Consider the following 18,410-nt stretch of genomic DNA (forward strand, 5'->3'; position numbering starts at 1 on the left):
ATTAAAATATTTTAAAGCATGTGTTATTTGCTGTCCCTTATCGCGTAACAGGTAGCACGTTATGATTGATGAAAACAATAATATGGAATAATTAGGTGATTGTTAACTTCAAATCAAAAGTATTAGCGCAGTTATGGAGAGAAGGTAATGTTGCATTATCAGGTGGATTCCAAATAGAGGAATACAAACCTAATAATTGGTCGGTGACAGTAAAAGCGAATAACATTGAGTCTATTGGTAGTGGAACTTGCTTGTACGCTGGCGGTAATGCTCACGATGTTTATTTAAATGAATACAATTAGTGGGAGGCAATATGACCTTAATTAGAAGTAATAAATTACCTGTTAAACATGCTGGCTTAATATTTAATGAAAGAATATTAATTCGCCATAATATTTCACAAACACAAGCCGCTAAATTTCTACATATGAGTCGCAAGCAAGTATCTTTATTTGCTAACGGCAAAACATCTGTTTCGATATCCTTATCAAAAAAACTGGAAGTGGCAACAGGCATTAGTGCTGGATTTTGGTTAAATATTCAAAAGTCGTATGATTTATATATGGCGCGAAATGAAAAGGTTGAAGCTGAGCCAATGTATGCTTTTGGCTAACAAGGAGTGATTCTTTTATGACTTTTTTAATCAATTAATTAGTTAAAGCTACTATAAAGAGATTGAGTAAAATATAAGTTTTCCGCTATCCGTATTAACCAATATGCAAAAAGTGCATATTGGTTAAGTAGGCTACTAAACCTTGTAACGATATCTATGACGTTAAATCAAAATATCGACGGAGCTAATTGAGCTCTGATAAAAATAGCAGCGCAGTTATTATAGTGAGTAATCTTCGCTTCCTGTCATGATTCACTTAATTAAGTAACAAACGGTTAAGCTCAATTTCTAACATTGTTGCTAACTTTTTAAGTGGACAAGATTCATAAGGAAATCCCGCGTCAACTAATTTGTCTAATGCCCAATCACAAATAGCTTCTTGATTATTAGCTGAATTAACACCCAATAAATGCGCCACATTATGCTCATATTCGACAATATTCAAGAGCAAGCATAGTGATGATGACAAAACACGTGATTCACTAACTAATCGCTTTTTTAATTGTATTAAGTTGCCGTTCAATTTTATCATTTCATTATTGAACCGTGACATTTGTTGATTGTATTCTCTAATTTTAAAGTGTCCATTAATAATATCCATTAGAAATCACCTGTAGAGTTAATTAAACGTTCAAAAGCACTACCGTCTTGTCGAGTTAAGTTAGGTACATACCGGGAGTAAACTCGAAATAACATTTCGGTATTGGCATGCCCCATTTGCCGAGCAATCCATTCAGGATTTTCACCACTAGCAAGCCACAAAGTTGCTGCAGTATGTCTTGATTGATACGGGCTTCTAGCTCGAAGGCCTAAATGCCTAAGAAGAGGGTGCCATACACGTTTAGTGACATTATCTCCTAGCGGAGTACCAATATTGGTAGCAAAAACAAATTCAGTATTATTTGTTATTTCAGACTGTCGTTTTAATGCATCAAATACCGGTTGAGACATTTGTATTTCACGTTGGCTACCATCATTTTTTGTATAGGTAGACTCCCCTTTTAACCAACATTCACGTACTAAAATAAGACGACGTTCAAAGTCTATATAACGCCATTTAAGTCCATGAATTTCACCTGATCGCATACCAGTATAAAATCGTACTACATAATAATTTTTAAAATCACTACGTACTGTTGATACAATTGAATTAACTTCTTCTAGCGTAAAAGGCTCAATATCTTTTTTATCTTTCTTTAATGGTTTTATATTACGAAATGGTGAGGTAAAATCATACCTGTCGGCCGCTTCAGTAAATATCATTCTTAACACTTTCATGTGTCTATTAATGTAATCAGCTGAGAAACTATTACCTTTTTCGCACGTTACTTTGGTCAGTTGGGTGCGAAATAGCATTAAATCAGCTTTCTTGATTTGGCCGACATCTTTATCGCCAAAATAAGGAAGCAACCGGCGTTTAAGAATAAAATCAATCGTATGTTTATAGCTTTTACTCCAAGTAACGCATACTTCAGAAAACCAAATGGCTGAAAAATCTTCAAATGTCGGGGTACCATTAATATATTGTTGTAGCTTTTCCTCTTTTTTCTTAAACTTTTCCAACATTTTACTGTTAGGAAAATGCTGAGCATAATCAAACTGTGCTAATAAAATTTCAGCTGTAATGCGGTCTAGTACCTTTTTTAGTTTTTTCATATTTGCTGGCGTACTTACTAGAGCTGTTTGTTCTCTACAGCGAACTCCCTGATATATAAAGTCAAAGTACAGCTTTCCAGTTTCTTTTCGTTCTCTAATATGAGCCATGAGCAATACCCCCATTAGCCATTGGGATTGATAATGAGGATATCGAATCTTTGGCCATATCTTTTTGAATCATTTTCCAAAGATATAAAATTTTGCGGCCTCCAAATGGGCGAATATAGTGAATGCCCTCAATGAGTACAGAGTCTTTTAAACGCTCACGAATAGTACGTGCATCGTATTTCATCACTTGTGACAGCTCTTCGGTGGTTAGATATGTTTCATTATTCATAGCAGTTTCCTTTTTCAGGTGTTAGTCTAAGAGAATAAATGACGTTTAATAAGATTAAATGTCATTCTAGATAACATAATAACAGTTAAAATCAATTTAACAACACTTTTTGTCATTTAAAGTGACAAAAAGAGTCTTGAGGTATCAAAAAGTGATTAAATGTCATCTCGCTCGATTGATGGGCGAACATAAAATGAAAGTAATGGATGTGGCTCGTGAAACTGGTTTGAACAGAAATACCATTACGCTTTTATATAAAGAAACTGCACAGCGTGTAGATCTTGAAGCAATGGATAAGCTTTGCGATTTGTTTAATTGTGAAGTTCAGGACTTGTTTGAGAAAATCAAGTAAAAGGATAGTTAGTTTTAAATCTGCAGGTTTTATGAACAATAAAGTATTTTAAGATTTATCCAATAAATAAATTTATATTGCCTTTAGTCTTTTTACGCGGTAAAAATGTATCTACTCAATGGATGGTATTAAAGTACGGATATGTCAAAAGAAAATAATCAGCGTTTTACCTTTATAACTAACGTGGTTGGTTGGGAAGGACAAATAAACGCGACACATATCAGCAATAAGTTTCAATTATCAAGACAAGCGGCAAGTCATATCTTAAAGGAATATAGGAATGTATTTCCTGAAGCTTTACAATATGATGCCTCGCAAAAAGCTTATGTAGCAACAGACGACTTTAATAACAATTTTGCCACCAACGGTAACTTCAAATCACTCTCACAATATTTAACTGCAATCGAACGGACTGATAATATAAATGAGTCTATTACTAGCAGTATTATAGAAGTTGAAGCGCCATTACGGAATATCAATCCACTGCAAATCAGACCAATACTCAGAGCAATAAGAGAACAATCACAAATAGATATTGGTTACATATCACTTTCTAGCCCTGATTATCTAGACCGAATAATACAACCACATGCCTTAATATTTGACGGATTACGCTGGCACGTAAGAGCTTATTGTAATAAAAATTCGTCCTTCAGAGATTTCACTTTATCACGGTTTAATGGTGAAGCAACGTTTGAAGGCAAAGCAACACATAATGCAGCAGAAGATGAAAGGTGGAATACAATAGTTGATGTTGTTATCGAAGCCGACTCAAGATTAAGTGACTCACAAAGACGCATAATAGAACAAGACTTTCAAATGCAGCAAGGCCAAAAAACCATTCCAACTCGTGCAGCGTTAGTGAATTATTTACTTCGACGATTACACCTCGACAGCTACAAAAACACCCCTGAAGAACAACAAATAGTACTAACTAAAGAAAGCAGAAAAGCAATAACCCCTTATTTACCAAAACCTGTATAAATTGTTTACATGTTATAAATACCAGTATTGAGCAAAAAATCTGAATAGTTAATATAGGTTAACCAAAAAATGTTGTGCAAATAAATAACCAATAATCATTGGTATGCCTTATGAATCGGTAGAGGAAATATGGAAACATTAAAGTCATCGGATTTAAAAAGTATATTACACTCAAAAAGAGCGAATATGTTTTATCTTGAATACTGTCGGGTTATGCAAAAAGATGGACGTGTTTTATACCTTACTGAAAGCATGGCGAACAAAAGCCAAGAAAACCAATATTTCAATATTCCTATCGCCAATACTACCGTAATCCTATTGGGTAATGGTACTTCAATTACGCAAGCTGCCATGCGAATGCTTGCTCAAGCAGGTGTAATGGTTGGCTTTAGCGGTGGTGGTGGCACACCACTGTACATGGCAAATGATGTCGAACAACCAATAGAGTGGTTAACACCACAAAGTGAATACCGTCCAACTGAATATTTACAAGGTTGGATGGGCTTTTGGTTTGATGATGAAAAACGCTTAACAGCCGCCAAAATGATTCAAAACGCACGCATTGAATACCTAACTAGAATTTGGCAAAAAGACAAAGACCTCAAGCAAAACGGTTTTGAACTATCAGGTTTAGAAAGTGCGCTTGCTACGTTTAATCAACGTACTGAAAAAGCCATAAAACAAAGTGAATTACTATTAACCGAAGCACAGCTTACCAAAGCGCTTTATAAATTTGCCGTCAACGCGACTGGCACAGCATCATTTAAACGTCAACATGACTCTACTGACCTTGCTAACGACTTTTTAAATCACGGTAATTACCTCGCTTACGGCTTAGCCGCTAGTACCTTATGGGTGTTAGGCATTCCACATGGCTTTGCCGTAATGCATGGCAAAACAAGACGTGGCGCATTAGTGTTTGACGTTGCCGATTTAATAAAAGACACACTCGTTCTACCGTGGGCATTTATTTGCGCCAAAGAGAATGCCACAGAGCAAGAATTTAGACAGCAAATATTACAAGCTTTTACCGACCACAAATCACTTGATTTCATGTTTGATAAAGTAAAAGAAATAGCCTTAGCTGAGTTTGTTAATGAAGATAATATTAACAACGAGAGCACATCACTATGATGGTCACTTTTGTTAGCCAGTGTGAAAAGAATGCACTGAAAAAAACACGTCGTGTACTCGATGCGTTTGCCAACCGCATTGGTGATAACACGTGGCAAACCATCATCACTGAAGATGGCCTATTAACCGTAAAGCGAATGCTGCGCCAAACGGCAAGTAAAAGCACTGCGGTAAGTTGTCATTGGATACGTTCAAGATCACGTAGCCAGTTTATTTGGGTAGTGGGGAATAAAAGTAAGTTTAATGAGCAGGGCATAGTGCCTGTAAATAGTACGAGAAAAAACTTGTTAAACAGTGAAATAGAAAATGATTGGAAATACCTACCGTTAATTAAATCACTCACAGCACTTTCAGCGCTACTTCATGATTGGGGAAAAGCGTCTCGTTTATTTCAAGAGAAGCTAAATCCTAACAGTAAAAATAAATTTAAAGGTGATCCGTTAAGGCATGAATGGATTTCTGTTTTATTACTTAATGCCTTAGTAAATAGTCAAAATGATGAAACATGGTTAACCGAGTTAGCGCAAAACGGTTTTACTGAATCACAGTTAAAAGCAACGATTAAAGTTGAAAACATTAAACCGTTAGATAAATTACCTAACGCAGCCAAACTGTTAGCTTGGTTAATTGTATCTCATCATCGCTTACCATATATAAAAAGTGATTGGCGTGATGAAAAATCGCCTGACTTATCTTCAATGCTCAAACGCATAACTCAAAAATGGGGATATGAAAACCAAATAGACCCCACAGAATACAACAAACGCGTAAAATATTGTTTTGAATTTCCTAATGGTTTGTTATCCGAATCAACACAGTGGACTCAAAAAATAAAACGTTGGGCAACTAGCCTACTAAATAATTTACCTTTACTTGAATCAGCGATGAAAGACGGTAGTTATCGTTTGGTATTACACCATACGCGTTTGTGTTTAATGTTAGGTGATCACTTTTATTCATCACAAGATGCCGCCAAAAATTGGAAAAATAGCACAGGACTATTCGCTAATACTGACCGAAATACCCGCGAGCTAAAGCAAAAGCTTGATGAACACTTGGTAGGCGTGGCAAAAAACGCCTTAGACACAGCACATTTATTACCCACATTTGAAAAAGAACCACCCGCTGCAACCGATATTCAAGTATTAAGAAAAGCGAGTCCCACAGCATTCAAATGGCAAGATAAAGCTGTCACTAAAATTAATGACTGGAAAACACAACAAGACAAAAAAGTATCAGGTTTTTTCGCGGTAAACATGGCAAGTACAGGTTGTGGTAAAACCTTTGCCAACGCTAAGGTTATGCGTACGTTATCGTCTGATGGCAAAAGCTTACGTTATATTCTTGCGCTGGGGTTACGTACATTAACGTTGCAAACAGGTGATGAATACCGTGACCGAATAGGTTTAACCAATGAAGACCTTGCGGTATTAATAGGCTCAAGGGCGGTTGCTGAACTGCATAATCAACGAGAAATTAAACAAGATGAAATTACTGACGAGGTGTTAGGGTCTGAATCCCAAGAAGCCTTATTAGATGAATTTATTGATTATGATTGTGAAATACCTGAAGAAGGGCTAAGTACCGTATTAACATGCACTAAAGATAAACAGTTTTTATATGCGCCAGTGCTGGCGTGCACCATTGACCACTTAATGGCGGCAACAGAAACAAAGCGTGGCGGACGCTATATTTTGCCTAGTCTACGGTTAATGTCTTCTGATCTTGTTATTGATGAAATAGATGATTTTACTGGTGATGATTTAATTGCAATCGGCAGACTTATTCACTTAGCAGGCATGTTAGGTAGAAAAGTAATGATTTCATCGGCAACTATCCCACCAGATTTAGCGTTAGGTTATTTCAATGCTTACCAAAAAGGCTGGCAAATATTTACCAAAAGTCGAGACGCATCAAAAGCTGAAATAGGTTGCGCATGGATAGACGAATTTACCACACACGTTCATAGCATCAATGTGATACAAAGCAACGGAACACAAAGTCATAACGCCCTTGAACAATACCAAGCTAATCACAGCAACTTTATAGATAAACGTGTTAACAGCCTAAATAAACAGGTCGCTATACGTAAAGCCGACATTGTTCCTTGTCCATTATTATCAGAGCAAGTTTCACCCTCTGAAAATGAAACCGAAGAAAGTAAACAATCTCATTACTTTTCAACCGTAAAGCGAGCGATTTTAGCTAAACATCAACAGCATCATAGTATTGATGATAAAACAGCAATCAAGGTTTCATTTGGCGTTGTTCGCGTAGCTAATATTTCGCCTTGTGTAGAACTAACCAAATACTTATTACAAGCCGATTACCCGCAAGATACTCAAGTAAAAGTAATGGCATATCATAGCCAACAAGTATTGTTACTGCGCCATGAACAAGAAAAGCACCTTGATGCCGTATTAAAAAGAAAAGAAAAAGTTGGAGAGCCTCAACAAGCATTTTCCAACCCCATTATCCGCAATCACCTCGACTTATGTGCAAAAAAGTCATGCGTTAAAAATAATATCCGTATTAACAATGTACTCTTTATTTTAGTGGCAACGCCTGTTGAAGAAGTCGGGCGAGATCATGATTTTGATTGGGCAATTATTGAACCATCATCTTATCGCTCCATTGTACAGCTAGCTGGGCGTGTACGCCGACATAGATCGGAAGAAGTTGCATTAGCCAATATTGGTGTAATGCAATATAACCTTAAGGCATTTAAGGTTAATGATAAGCAAGATGGTAAGTATTTCATTAAACCAGGTTATGAAGATGGTTGGGCTAAAACACTACACAGCCACAACCTTAATAAATTAGTGAATGAAGTACGTATTAACAAAAGTTTAAATGCCATTCCTAGGATAAAAATACCTACCCAAACAGATAAGCAGTTATTAGCGTTTATGGAGCATAAGGTAACCGCGCAACAACTCACAAACTTTTCTGCATTTGGCGCAAACACCTTACAAGGTTATTTAACTGAAACATGGTACTTAACAGCTTTACCGCAAGTATTAACCCCTTTTAGAAAAAGTGAGCCGAGCATTAATTTATTCTTGTTTTATAACGAGAATGAAGATACCTGTTATTTCACTGAAAAAGATGGGGCAGGTAAACCTTTGTTAGATATAAATTATCAGGCTATCAATCGAGAAAATATACACAATATTAAGCAAGTAGCATTAACAGAACAACAGCAGGAAAACTTATGGTTTGAACGTAATTACCAACAGTTATTAGCAAATTACATCAGTGAACCTTGGTTAGCAACGCGAAAACGAGTGTCATTGCGTTATGGGGAGATAAATATGGTAGAGCGTGAAAATGCACAGTATGAATATAACGACCAGTTTGGGTTAGTTAAAGTAAATAAGAAAGGAGGTTAATAATGCTAGATCCTACAATACAAAATTACTTTTCTGAACGAAAAGAAGCGTGGTTAAAAAAGAATGTGAAAGCAGTAATGCAAGATCATGAAATTGCTGAAATGGAGCAACAGTGTGAGCAGCAATTTTCATTAAATGAATGGTTACCTAATGCAGCGAAGAGAGCGGGGCAAATATCTATGTCTACTCACCCTTGCACCTTTAGCCATCCTAGCGCGAGAAAAAATAAAAATGGTTATGTTTCTTCTGTTTTAGCTGAAATAGACAGAATTGAAGATGGTTACTTAAAAACAGGTAATGTGTCTGTTGCTACTGATGCATTAGGTAATGCTGCCGCACTAGATGTATATAAATTTTTAACCTTAGTAATGCAAGACGGTGAAAATTTACTTAATCATATTCAACAAGAAACTGATTTAGCACAAGCATTATTAACAATTAAATCTGCTAAATATCAAGAGCTAAGAAATGGCTTTTTAGCTATGGTTGAAGGCGCAACAGAAAGTATTACTAGCTCTAAAATAAAACAAGTATATTTCCCTGTTGACGATGATTATCACCAACTATCACTGCTAACTAATTCAGGCATGGTTTATCAATTGCGTTCTCGTTTAGATAAATTACGTTTTTCAGAAGAAGTGAAAGAACTTCGTGATAAAAAACGTAAAAACGAATTTAGCGAGCAAGGTTATAGTGAAATATATGGCTTAACCACCATAGGTTATGGTGGAACAAAGCCACAAAATATAAGTGTTTTAAATAATCAAAATGGCGGTAAAGCACACCTTTTATCGTCGTTACCACCGAGTATTGAAAAGCGAAATATTCACTTTCCTAAAAGTGATTTTTTTACAGAGTCATTTAAAAAATATGAATATGTTATTCAATTCAAAGCACTGCATAACGTGTTTCTGGATACACGCAATAATATCAACATTCGTGATGCGCGTGATCGCTACCTTCAACAGATAATAGATTTACTGATTGAAAAAATGTGGGCGGTTCGAGCAGTTTCACAAGCGCAATACCACGGACAAACATCTTCACTGTCAAGTACACAACGTACTTGGTTACATGATGACTTTGCTGATGAAAGAGAAAAATCAGAGCAATGGCTAAATTCACTTATCACTGAAATATCTGCATGGTTATTGCGTAGTTATGAAAAAGTGTTAGATAAAAAAGCAATCAAATTAGGCGAGGCGGAACGTTTACACTTTGCCGAAGTGATTGAACGTAATAAGGAGTTTTTTAAATGAACAAGTTAAAACGATTATTGTTATTACCTCATATAAAAGTACATAACGCTAATGCACTTTCTAGCCCGTTTACTATTGGCTTTCCTGCCATGACGGCATGGCTTGGCGCGGTACACGCACTGCAACGAAAGTTAAATGCGCAAGGTTATAGTGATATTAAATTTAATAGCGTTGCTGTGGTTAACCATCAATGTGACTTACAAACCCATAAAGGTGTTGATGACTTTGTACATTCAATTATTGGTACGGGTAACCCGTTAGATAAAACAGGCGCAAGAAGTGCTTTTATTGAAGAAGCACGTTGTCATTTAGCTGTGTCATTAGTCATTGAATACACAGGCATTGAAAAAGACGATGAAGAAACGTTGCAAGAAAAAATTACCCATTTACTTAACAGCAACATGAAAATGGCTGGCGGTGATATTTTAACGTTTAAAGCACCGCAGTTTTTCAAAGTTGAAAAGGGTAATACAGCAGACCTTATTACGTTAACACGAAAGCTTATGCCGGGTTATGCCTTAATTGAACGCCGAGATTTAATGATTGAGGCAATGAAAGCAGGGCAAGACGCGATGGATGCTTTGTTAGACAGCCTTGTTATTCACCACGAATGTACAAAACAGCAACATGAAAATGATGAAGTTATTCAGTGGACGAGTAAGCGAAAAAATAAAGGTTGGATTGTACCCATAGCAGCAGGTTTTCACGGTTTAACGGATTTAGGCGAAGCCAAAAATCAACGAGATCCAAATACAGCGCACCGCTTTGCTGAAAGTGTGGTAACGCTAGGAGAATTTAAAATGCCTCATAACATTAAATCAATTGATGAAATATTGTGGCGCTATCAAACAGACCAAACCAATAATTTGTATCTTTGTGCTCAAATTCAAAAAACAGCTCAAACAGAAGAAGAAATTGAAAACGCGTATTACGCATAACTTAATTTATTAAAAAGGAAATTATCATGGCTAAAAATCAAGATACCGCATCAGTATTGGCATTTGAAAAAAAATTAGTACCATCAGATGGTTATATGTATGGCACACAATGGGAAGAACGAAATAAAAGTAGTAACCAGATTTCGTTAAAGCTCATTGAAAAGTCAGTGCGCGGTACTATTTCAAACCGCTTAAAAGCAGCAATTAAAAGCGATCCTGTAAAATTAAACGCCGAAGTAGAAAAAGCTAACTTACAAACAGTCGACAGCTGTGCACTTGCACCAGAGCAAGATACTTTAAAACTGCACTTTACCTTAAAAGTGTTAGGCGGCGTACAAAATCCTTCAGCCTGTAACAACGCATTATTTAAAGAAAGCTACAGTAAAGCGGTATCAGCTTATGTTGAAAAAGAAGGTTTTAAAGAATTAGGAAAACGCTATGCACTTAATTTAGCGAATGCACGTTTTTTATGGCGTAATCGCGTTGGTGCTGAAAATATAGAAGTACAAGTAAACGCATTAAATAAAAATAGCAAACAATCATGGGTGTTTGACGCAACGCAATTTAGCACGCGTCATTTTAATCATGATGACAAACAAGTTGCTGAATTGGGCGAACGTATCGCTGCAGCGTTATCAAGTGCGGATGATTTTTTAATGTTGGAAGTTAATTGTTTTGTGCAGGTAGGCAAGGCGCAAGAAGTCTACCCAAGTGAAGAGTTAGTGCTTGATAAAGGTAAAGGTAAAAAAAGTAAAATCCTTTATTCAGTGCACAACATTGCCGCCATGCACTCGCAAAAACTAGGTAATGCATTGCGCAGTATCGATACTTGGTATCCAGAATTTGATGATGCAGAAAAAACAGCAGGGCCTATCGCAATAGAACCTTATGGTGCAGTCACCAATTTAGGAAAAGCGTACAGAACCCCTAAAGATAAACAAGATTTCTACACCTTTTTTGATAAATGGGCACGCGGCACAGAGTTAGATCGAGTGGAAGATGAGCATTATGTTATGGCTATTTTATTACGTGGCGGTGTGTTTGGGGAAAGCGACAAGTAGTCTTTATTTCATATAGGAAGAAAGAAAATGAAATATTATCTCGATATAACCTTACTGCCTGAAGCCGACATCACCCTTGGTTTCATTTGGCAAAAGGTGTACCAACAAGTGCATATTGCCTTAGTTGATAACAAAGTGGCAGATAATGAGTCGGCTATAGCCGTTAGTTTCCCTCATTATAATGCTGAAAAAAGAGCTGAGCAAGCGTTTCCGTTAGGCAATCAATTAAGATTACTGGCAAATACAGAGTCGCAATTAACTGAACTAAACATAGCTAAGTGGCTTAATCGCTTTGAAGATTACGTGCATATAAAATCAATAAAACCCGTACCAGAAAAGGTGACACATGCGAGTTTTGTTAGAGTGCAAGTGAAAGGTGAAGCGCGTATAGAAAAAGATATGCTCAGCAAAGCGCAGCGTTGGTCTGAAAAATCTGGACAACCGCTTGATATTTGTTTAGCCGAGCTTGAAAAAAGCAAACCTAAAGCGAATAACAACGCACCTTTTATTTGGTTAGAAAGCCAAGAAACGAAACAACGTGATTTAGCTAGCAGTAGAAAATTCCCACTGTTTATCAAAAAGGTAGAGGTTGCCGAGCAACAATTTGGAAAGTTTAATTGTTATGGTTTGAGTGTAAATCATAACCATAAAGGAAAACTGGTAAGTATTCCCCAGTTTTAACCTTAATTTTTGCTCTTTAAAAATTAGAAACTAAAACAACAAGTTATAACAAACGATAAAAACAAGGTAAAAATTCATATTTTACTTTAATCAATTGTTGTAACTTGTTTTTTGCGTGATATTCTATTGTTCACTGCCACACAGGCAGCTTAGAAAGATTCTAAAAGTCGCAGCTTAGTTTTAAGCAAGTTCACTGCCACACAGGCAGCTTAGAAATAACAACAAATACATTAATTTATTGTGAGCTAGTTCACTGCCACACAGGCAGCTTAGAAAGAGCCAATACCAGTATCAAGGAAATTGCTACCGTTCACTGCCACACAGGCAGCTTAGAAAATTCCAGAACCTGACTTATCATCAGGTGAGGTGTTCACTGCCACACAGGCAGCTTAGAAAATTTAATACACCGTAACTGGTACAAGGCAATAGTTCACTGCCACACAGGCAGCTTAGAAAATCATAGTGGTTTGAACTTTTGGATTGTTTATGTTCACTGCCACACAGGCAGCTTAGAAAGCCGCCAGCACTCGTCCACTCAGGAACTATGTGTTCACTGCCACACAGGCAGCTTAGAAATGTAGAAGTGTGATTAAAGCAGTTGGTAATGGGTTCACTGCCACACAGGCAGCTTAGAAAGCGTCAGACTTTTTTATGTCTTCAATTTTTAAGTTCACTGCCACACAGGCAGCTTAGAAAAGCGCGAAAAACTAGCACAAAGGCAGCGCGAAGTTCACTGCCACACAGGCAGCTTAGAAAGGGCAATACATCACAAAGCACAAACGCTTTTAGTTCACTGCCACACAGGCAGCTTAGAAATGTACATGATCAAAGGCTTTTTTGTTGCTTGCGTTCACTGCCACACAGGCAGCTTAGAAATCACCAATTAGAGCGGTTAAATTCTCTATCATGTTCACTGCCACACAGGCAGCTTAGAAATGACAACAAAGACATTAATTTATTGTAAGCTAGTTCACTGCCACACAGGCAGCTTAGAAATGTTAGCGCAATGATTGATTGAGCCACATCGAGTTCACTGCCACACAGGCAGCTTAGAAAAGTATGGAATCGATGTAATATCACCTTCGCCTGTTCACTGCCACACAGGCAGCTTAGAAATGTCCAATAGCGCACCGAGCCGTCAGGATATTGTTCACTGCCACACAGGCAGCTTAGAAATGAACATTTTGATTATAACGGCTACCCTAAACGTTCACTGCCACACAGGCAGCTTAGAAAGCGTCGTCTAGCGTTACTGTAACTGCTGTTTCGTTCACTGCCACACAGGCAGCTTAGAAACATACGATGTGAAATTTAACACTGATGGATCTAGTTCACTGCCACACAGGCAGCTTAGAAAGCCTTAAACGCGCCCGAATCACTAAAGCCGCTGTTCACTGCCACACAGGCAGCTTAGAAATCACATTCTTCGCGTTCAATATCCATTTCTTCGTTCACTGCCACACAGGCAGCTTAGAAAGTAGCAAAGTCTGTTTCAATGATATCAAAAGAGTTCACTGCCACACAGGCAGCTTAGAAACTGCTAGCGCGTTAACACTGGGAGATCTGCATGTTCACTGCCACACAGGCAGCTTAGAAAGCTAAATCATAAGCGTATATAGCATCAGTGGTGTTCACTGCCACACAGGCAGCTTAGAAATGTTTTGTTGTACGTAAAGCCACCAACGAGAAGTTCACTGCCACACAGGCAGCTTAGAAACCATAGGAGTAACATTTAACAATGATGGTTCAGTTCACTGCCACACAGGCAGCTTAGAAAATGGCAGGGGTTAACTGCATCAATGTTGCAAAGTTCACTGCCACACAGGCAGCTTAGAAAATTATTGAAATGGCCGTTAAGTTTGCGGCTCTGTTCACTGCCACACAGGCAGCTTAGAAAATTCTTTCGCGCGGCTTCTGCTTTTTCATTTTGTTCACTGCCACACAGGCAGCTTAGAAACGTTGGGAATGAAGAGTAATACTATAGAAGACGTTCACTGCCACACAGGCAGCTTAGAAAAATAGTCAGACCTATACTAAACTTATTACTAAGTTCACTGCCACACAGGCAGCTTAGAAAAGAGCTTACGAGCTTACACAGAGAATACCGCGAGTTCACTGCCACACAGGCAGCTTAGAAATAGCCCCGTAAACGGGGCTTTTAATTCAACTTGTTCACTGCCACACAGGCAGCTTAGAAATCTTAGAAGACTTGGAACCCCAAAACGTCTTTGTTCACTGCCACACAGGCAGCTTAGAAAATGCCAAAGTTGCTTTGTTATCGCAAGCAACAGTTCACTGCCACACAGGCAGCTTAGAAATAATAATAGGAATAAAAGGAGGCTATCAGTACGTTCACTGCCACACAGGCAGCTTAGAAACCTCCCCTAACTCTACCCAATAATCGTACCAAGTTCACTGCCACACAGGCAGCTTAGAAATTGGACGTGATCAAAAGCTTTTTTATTGCTTGGTTCACTGCCACACAGGCAGCTTAGAAATTCATAGTATCCAATGATAAAATAGTCATTGTGTTCACTGCCACACAGGCAGCTTAGAAAGTTGAGACTTTCTTTCAATTTTAAATAGTTGAGTTCACTGCCACACAGGCAGCTTAGAAATGTAACCAGTCCTACAGTGGCATTAAAACTAAGTTCACTGCCACACAGGCAGCTTAGAAACTAGAAAGCAAAACAATAAATAATAAAAAGATGTTCACTGCCACACAGGCAGCTTAGAAATTTTCACAGTTTATTGTTTTAAAGTTGTAATCGTTCACTGCCACACAGGCAACTTAGAAATCAAAACACGGGAGCTGTGTTGATGAGTAATTGTTCACTGCCACACAGGCAGCTTAGAAAACAATAACCGTTATGTTTTACCTTTCGATGAAGTTCACTGCCACACAGGCAGCTTAGAAAACAACGGTATGCAATAGGATCTACTTCTTTTAGTTCACTGCCACACAGGCAGCTTAGAAAACTAAAATCGTGAACCATTTTTGACGCTTCATGTTCACTGCCACACAGGCAGCTTAGAAATAAAAGGTGCTAGTATAAAAGAGTTAACCACGGTTCACTGCCACACAGGCAGCTTAGAAAACATTAAGATCTTTAATAATATCAATACATAGGTTCACTGCCACACAGGCAGCTTAGAAATGTGCAGAATCGAGCCCAAACTGATAACCCCAGTTCACTGCCACACAGGCAGCTTAGAAATGTACAGAATCGCGCCCATACACCCATTCCCAGTTCACTGCCACACAGGCAGCTTAGAAATTGTTAGTGGCTCTAAATTATCAGGCTCACAGGTTCACTGCCACACAGGCAGCTTAGAAACTAAACATGCATTAGTAATGGTTAAGGAATCAGTTCACTGCCACACAGGCAGCTTAGAAATAGCAGTGTAGGTATTGTTTGCGGTGTTGGTGGTTCACTGCCACACAGGCAGCTTAGAAATCCACCGTATATAGTGGTGATAGCTTTTATATGTTCACTGCCACACAGGCAGCTTAGAAAAGCCCAACAGGGTTAGCTTTCAACAGCGACGGGTTCACTGCCACACAGGCAGCTTAGAAAAAAAAGCACCCCGTAATACGAAACTGCAATTTGTTCACTGCCACACAGGCAGCTTAGAAAGCCATCTAAGTCAATTTTTACGCGCGAGAAATGTTCACTGCCACACAGGCAGCTTAGAAATGACTTTGTTCTTAGAACTCCATCGTCAGATAGTTCACTGCCACACAGGCAGCTTAGAAATTTAAAAAGTAGCTATAAAATAATTATCTCTTGTTCACTGCCACACAGGCAGCTTAGAAAAAGGCGCACAAATGCAGCTCATAAGAATTAGCGTTCACTGCCACACAGGCAGCTTAGAAAAAATGCTTCGCTTATTAGCTTTGTATGGGCCTGTTCACTGCCACACAGGCAGCTTAGAAATGCTAAATTAGATATTGTTGCTAGTTGGTTTTGTTCACTGCCACACAGGCAGCTTAGAAAACATAAGCGACCACGGAAACGAAATATTAAGTGTTCACTGCCACACAGGCAGCTTAGAAAACATTAAGATCTCTAATGATACTAATACATAAGTTCACTGCCACACAGGCAGCTTAGAAATAGCCACCGCTATGGGCGGGTTCTTATCATTGGTTCACTGCCACACAGGCAGCTTAGAAATCCCACCAACTCTAATCAATAATCGTACCAATGTTCACTGCCACACAGGCAGCTTAGAAATAACAGATAACCTCATTAAAAGGTAAATAGTAGTTCACTGCCACACAGGCAGCTTAGAAAAGTTTCACTCCTTTAGCTGTATTTATTGAGTAGTTTTTATCATTTGGCACGGATTTGTCACAAACCTGTCACAGGCATAAAAATTGGTTTTGTGACGAGTAAAAGTAACGGTCACTAAAGGTAGTGTTAATTGATTTGAAAATTATAGGAATTAATAAGATATTTATTTCTGATTACTCGCAGAGGCAAGTAATGGCGCACCATGCAGGAGTCGAACCTGCTACCTCGCCCTCCGGAGGGGCGCGCTCTATCCAAGTGAGCTAATGGTGCATATTACACTTTTTGACTGTTACCCCATGTGACACTTCTGGAGGTGACTGCTGCCTCCGGAGGGGCACGCTCTATCCAGCTGAGCTAATGGTGCATATTACTAATATTAACTATTTTCTTCAGTGTTCTCTTTTAAAATAACTGTAAACACTGAAGAAGAGGTTTATCGCGCTAGGCTTTTGATAGCATACGATAAGCGCGGAAATACTATAGCTAATAAGCGAGTTTGTCTAGGGATGAGTATGAATATTTCCGCATTACATTCAATACAGCTTTATCTAGAGAGTATAAGGCAACGATATTGATGTACTTTAATGGTAAAAATGCCTAAAGTAGTCATTATATTTACAATACACTATTGAATAGTTACTATTTTATGATGATGAAAATGTACATATCTTATTTCTTCCAACGCCAGTTATTAAAAATGCTTAATAACAAAGTCTTTAGTCTGCTTTTATTTTCTTGCTGTGTTACCACGGTACAGGCTTCATCCTCAGAAGGTTATCAGTTAACAACAATTGAGGCCGAGCCCTACACACAAGTGATACAACGAACAGGTAAGGTTGATTTTGCCCGAGTTGTAAACCTTTCTTTTAAAACAGCAGGCTTTTTAACAGAGTTGAATGTTGATGAAGGTGAGGTATTTAATAAAAATCAATTACTTGCCGCTTTAGATACGTCTGAGTTATTAGCCGACAAAAATGCAACTTATTCACGCTTATTACAAGCTAAACGTAATATAGATCGTGTTAAAGTTTTGCTAGAAAAAAATCTCAGCTCACAACGAGATTTAGATGATGCATTAACCGCTGTTGAAACCACAAGGGCAGCCTACAACGTCGCTTCTTATAACTTGAATAAAGCGCAAATATTAGCACCTTTTGACGGCGTAGTAATTCAACGTAGTACTGATTTAGGTGAGCTACAAGCCCCAGGTGTAAGTGCATTACAGGTCGCAACCTTGTCTAAAAATCTTATTGCCAGTGTTTCTTTAACAGGTGAGGAAATATCTTTAGTACATTTGAATCAAAAAGTGAAAGTTAATTTAGCTTATGCTGGGTTAGTAAATGGTAAAATAAGTAAAATTCCCGCCATCGCTGATAGTCGAAATCACCTATTTACTATTGAGGTATCTTTAGAAGAAACCAATCTGACTAAACCATTGATTGTTGGACAAATAGCTAAAATACTTATTTATGCAAAAAGTCAAAATTATATCTATCGTCTACCAATCGCAGCTCTCAATGCAGTGAATGAACAAGGGCAAGCGTTGATTACCATTGAAAGAAATAACGTACCTGAGCAACAGGCTTTTGCTATTCATAAACTAGACAATGATTTTATTTACTTAACAGCCCAAGAAAACTCAGCGGCATTAGATGTTATTACTCAAGGGTGGAATAATTCCTCTCTTATTTCTACTAAAAAGTAA

The 18,410-nt window shown here is 38.0% G+C and carries 14 protein-coding genes, 1 tRNA gene and 1 CRISPR repeat array; of the genes, 11 read left to right on the forward strand and 4 right to left on the reverse strand.

Annotation, left to right across the window (positions count from 1 at the left end; all coding sequences use genetic code 11):
* The first annotated feature begins 95 nt into the window (after positions 1-95).
* Both GQS55_RS00405 and GQS55_RS00410 read left to right on the forward strand, forming a co-directional pair.
* Complete coding sequence (locus GQS55_RS00405) at positions 96-302, forward strand: hypothetical protein (RefSeq protein WP_159816888.1); 207 nt, start codon at positions 96-98, stop codon at positions 300-302.
* Positions 303-313: 11 nt separating this feature from the next.
* Positions 314-613: a HigA family addiction module antitoxin gene (locus GQS55_RS00410; protein ID WP_159816890.1), complete on the forward strand. Its 300-nt coding sequence runs from the start codon at positions 314-316 to the stop codon at positions 611-613.
* A gap of 256 nt (positions 614-869) precedes the next feature.
* Here GQS55_RS00410 and GQS55_RS00415 read toward each other — a convergent pair whose 3' ends face one another.
* Genes GQS55_RS00415 through GQS55_RS00425 form a run of 3 tightly spaced genes read right to left on the reverse strand, consistent with a single transcriptional unit; the run spans position 870 to position 2,606 of the window.
* Positions 870-1,214: a hypothetical protein gene (locus GQS55_RS00415; RefSeq protein WP_159816893.1), complete on the reverse strand. Its 345-nt coding sequence runs from the start codon at positions 1,212-1,214 to the stop codon at positions 870-872.
* Positions 1,214-2,377 (reverse strand): Arm DNA-binding domain-containing protein, encoded by a 1,164-nt coding sequence (locus GQS55_RS00420; RefSeq protein ID WP_159816895.1) that lies wholly within the window; start codon positions 2,375-2,377, stop codon positions 1,214-1,216. Before GQS55_RS00420 ends, GQS55_RS00415 begins: the two co-directional genes overlap by 1 nt.
* On the reverse strand, positions 2,364-2,606 hold the full coding sequence (locus tag GQS55_RS00425) for a hypothetical protein (RefSeq protein ID WP_159816897.1): 243 nt from the start codon (positions 2,604-2,606) through the stop codon (positions 2,364-2,366). Before GQS55_RS00425 ends, GQS55_RS00420 begins: the two co-directional genes overlap by 14 nt.
* 151 nt (positions 2,607-2,757) lie before the next feature.
* Here GQS55_RS00425 and GQS55_RS00430 point away from each other — a divergent pair, with 151 nt between their 5' ends.
* From GQS55_RS00430 to cas6f, 8 genes are all read left to right on the forward strand, one after another.
* Positions 2,758-2,958: a helix-turn-helix domain-containing protein gene (locus tag GQS55_RS00430; RefSeq protein WP_159816899.1), complete on the forward strand. Its 201-nt coding sequence runs from the start codon at positions 2,758-2,760 to the stop codon at positions 2,956-2,958.
* A 141-nt stretch (positions 2,959-3,099) separates the two neighbouring features.
* Complete coding sequence (locus GQS55_RS00435; protein ID WP_159816901.1) at positions 3,100-3,942, forward strand: WYL domain-containing protein; 843 nt, start codon at positions 3,100-3,102, stop codon at positions 3,940-3,942.
* A 129-nt stretch (positions 3,943-4,071) separates the two neighbouring features.
* Positions 4,072-5,076 (forward strand): type I-F CRISPR-associated endonuclease Cas1f, encoded by a 1,005-nt coding sequence (gene cas1f, locus GQS55_RS00440; RefSeq protein ID WP_159816903.1) that lies wholly within the window; start codon positions 4,072-4,074, stop codon positions 5,074-5,076.
* Positions 5,073-8,468 carry a type I-F CRISPR-associated helicase Cas3f gene (gene cas3f / locus GQS55_RS00445; protein ID WP_159816905.1) on the forward strand — a complete coding sequence of 1,132 codons (3,396 nt, stop codon included), beginning with the start codon at positions 5,073-5,075 and terminating at the stop codon, positions 8,466-8,468. The genes cas1f and cas3f overlap by 4 nt, the downstream gene beginning before the upstream one ends.
* A gap of 2 nt (positions 8,469-8,470) precedes the next feature.
* Positions 8,471-9,727, forward strand: coding sequence for a type I-F CRISPR-associated protein Csy1 (gene csy1, locus GQS55_RS00450; protein WP_159816907.1), 1,257 nt, complete (start codon positions 8,471-8,473; stop codon positions 9,725-9,727).
* A complete protein-coding gene (gene csy2, locus GQS55_RS00455; RefSeq protein ID WP_159816909.1) occupies positions 9,724-10,665 on the forward strand; it encodes a type I-F CRISPR-associated protein Csy2 in 942 nt (313 codons plus the stop codon). Before csy1 ends, csy2 begins: the two co-directional genes overlap by 4 nt.
* A gap of 26 nt (positions 10,666-10,691) precedes the next feature.
* On the forward strand, positions 10,692-11,726 hold the full coding sequence (csy3, locus tag GQS55_RS00460; RefSeq protein ID WP_159816911.1) for a type I-F CRISPR-associated protein Csy3: 1,035 nt from the start codon (positions 10,692-10,694) through the stop codon (positions 11,724-11,726).
* Between the two features lie 27 nt (positions 11,727-11,753).
* Positions 11,754-12,407: a type I-F CRISPR-associated endoribonuclease Cas6/Csy4 gene (gene cas6f / locus GQS55_RS00465; protein WP_159816913.1), complete on the forward strand. Its 654-nt coding sequence runs from the start codon at positions 11,754-11,756 to the stop codon at positions 12,405-12,407.
* A 128-nt stretch (positions 12,408-12,535) separates the two neighbouring features.
* A CRISPR array of direct repeats spans positions 12,536-16,705; the repeat unit is 28 nt; unit sequence GTTCACTGCCACACAGGCAGCTTAGAAA.
* A 193-nt stretch (positions 16,706-16,898) separates the two neighbouring features.
* Here the strand turns inward: cas6f and GQS55_RS00470 are convergent.
* A tRNA-Arg gene (locus GQS55_RS00470) sits at positions 16,899-16,975 on the reverse strand.
* Between the two features lie 427 nt (positions 16,976-17,402).
* On the opposite strand from GQS55_RS00470, the gene GQS55_RS00475 reads away from it, so the two are divergent.
* Entirely contained in the window at positions 17,403-18,410 is a 1,008-nt protein-coding gene (locus GQS55_RS00475; RefSeq protein ID WP_159816915.1) for an efflux RND transporter periplasmic adaptor subunit, read from the forward strand.

The sequence above is a fragment of the Colwellia sp. 20A7 genome (assembly GCF_009832865.1).
GTDB lineage: Bacteria > Pseudomonadota > Gammaproteobacteria > Enterobacterales > Alteromonadaceae > Colwellia.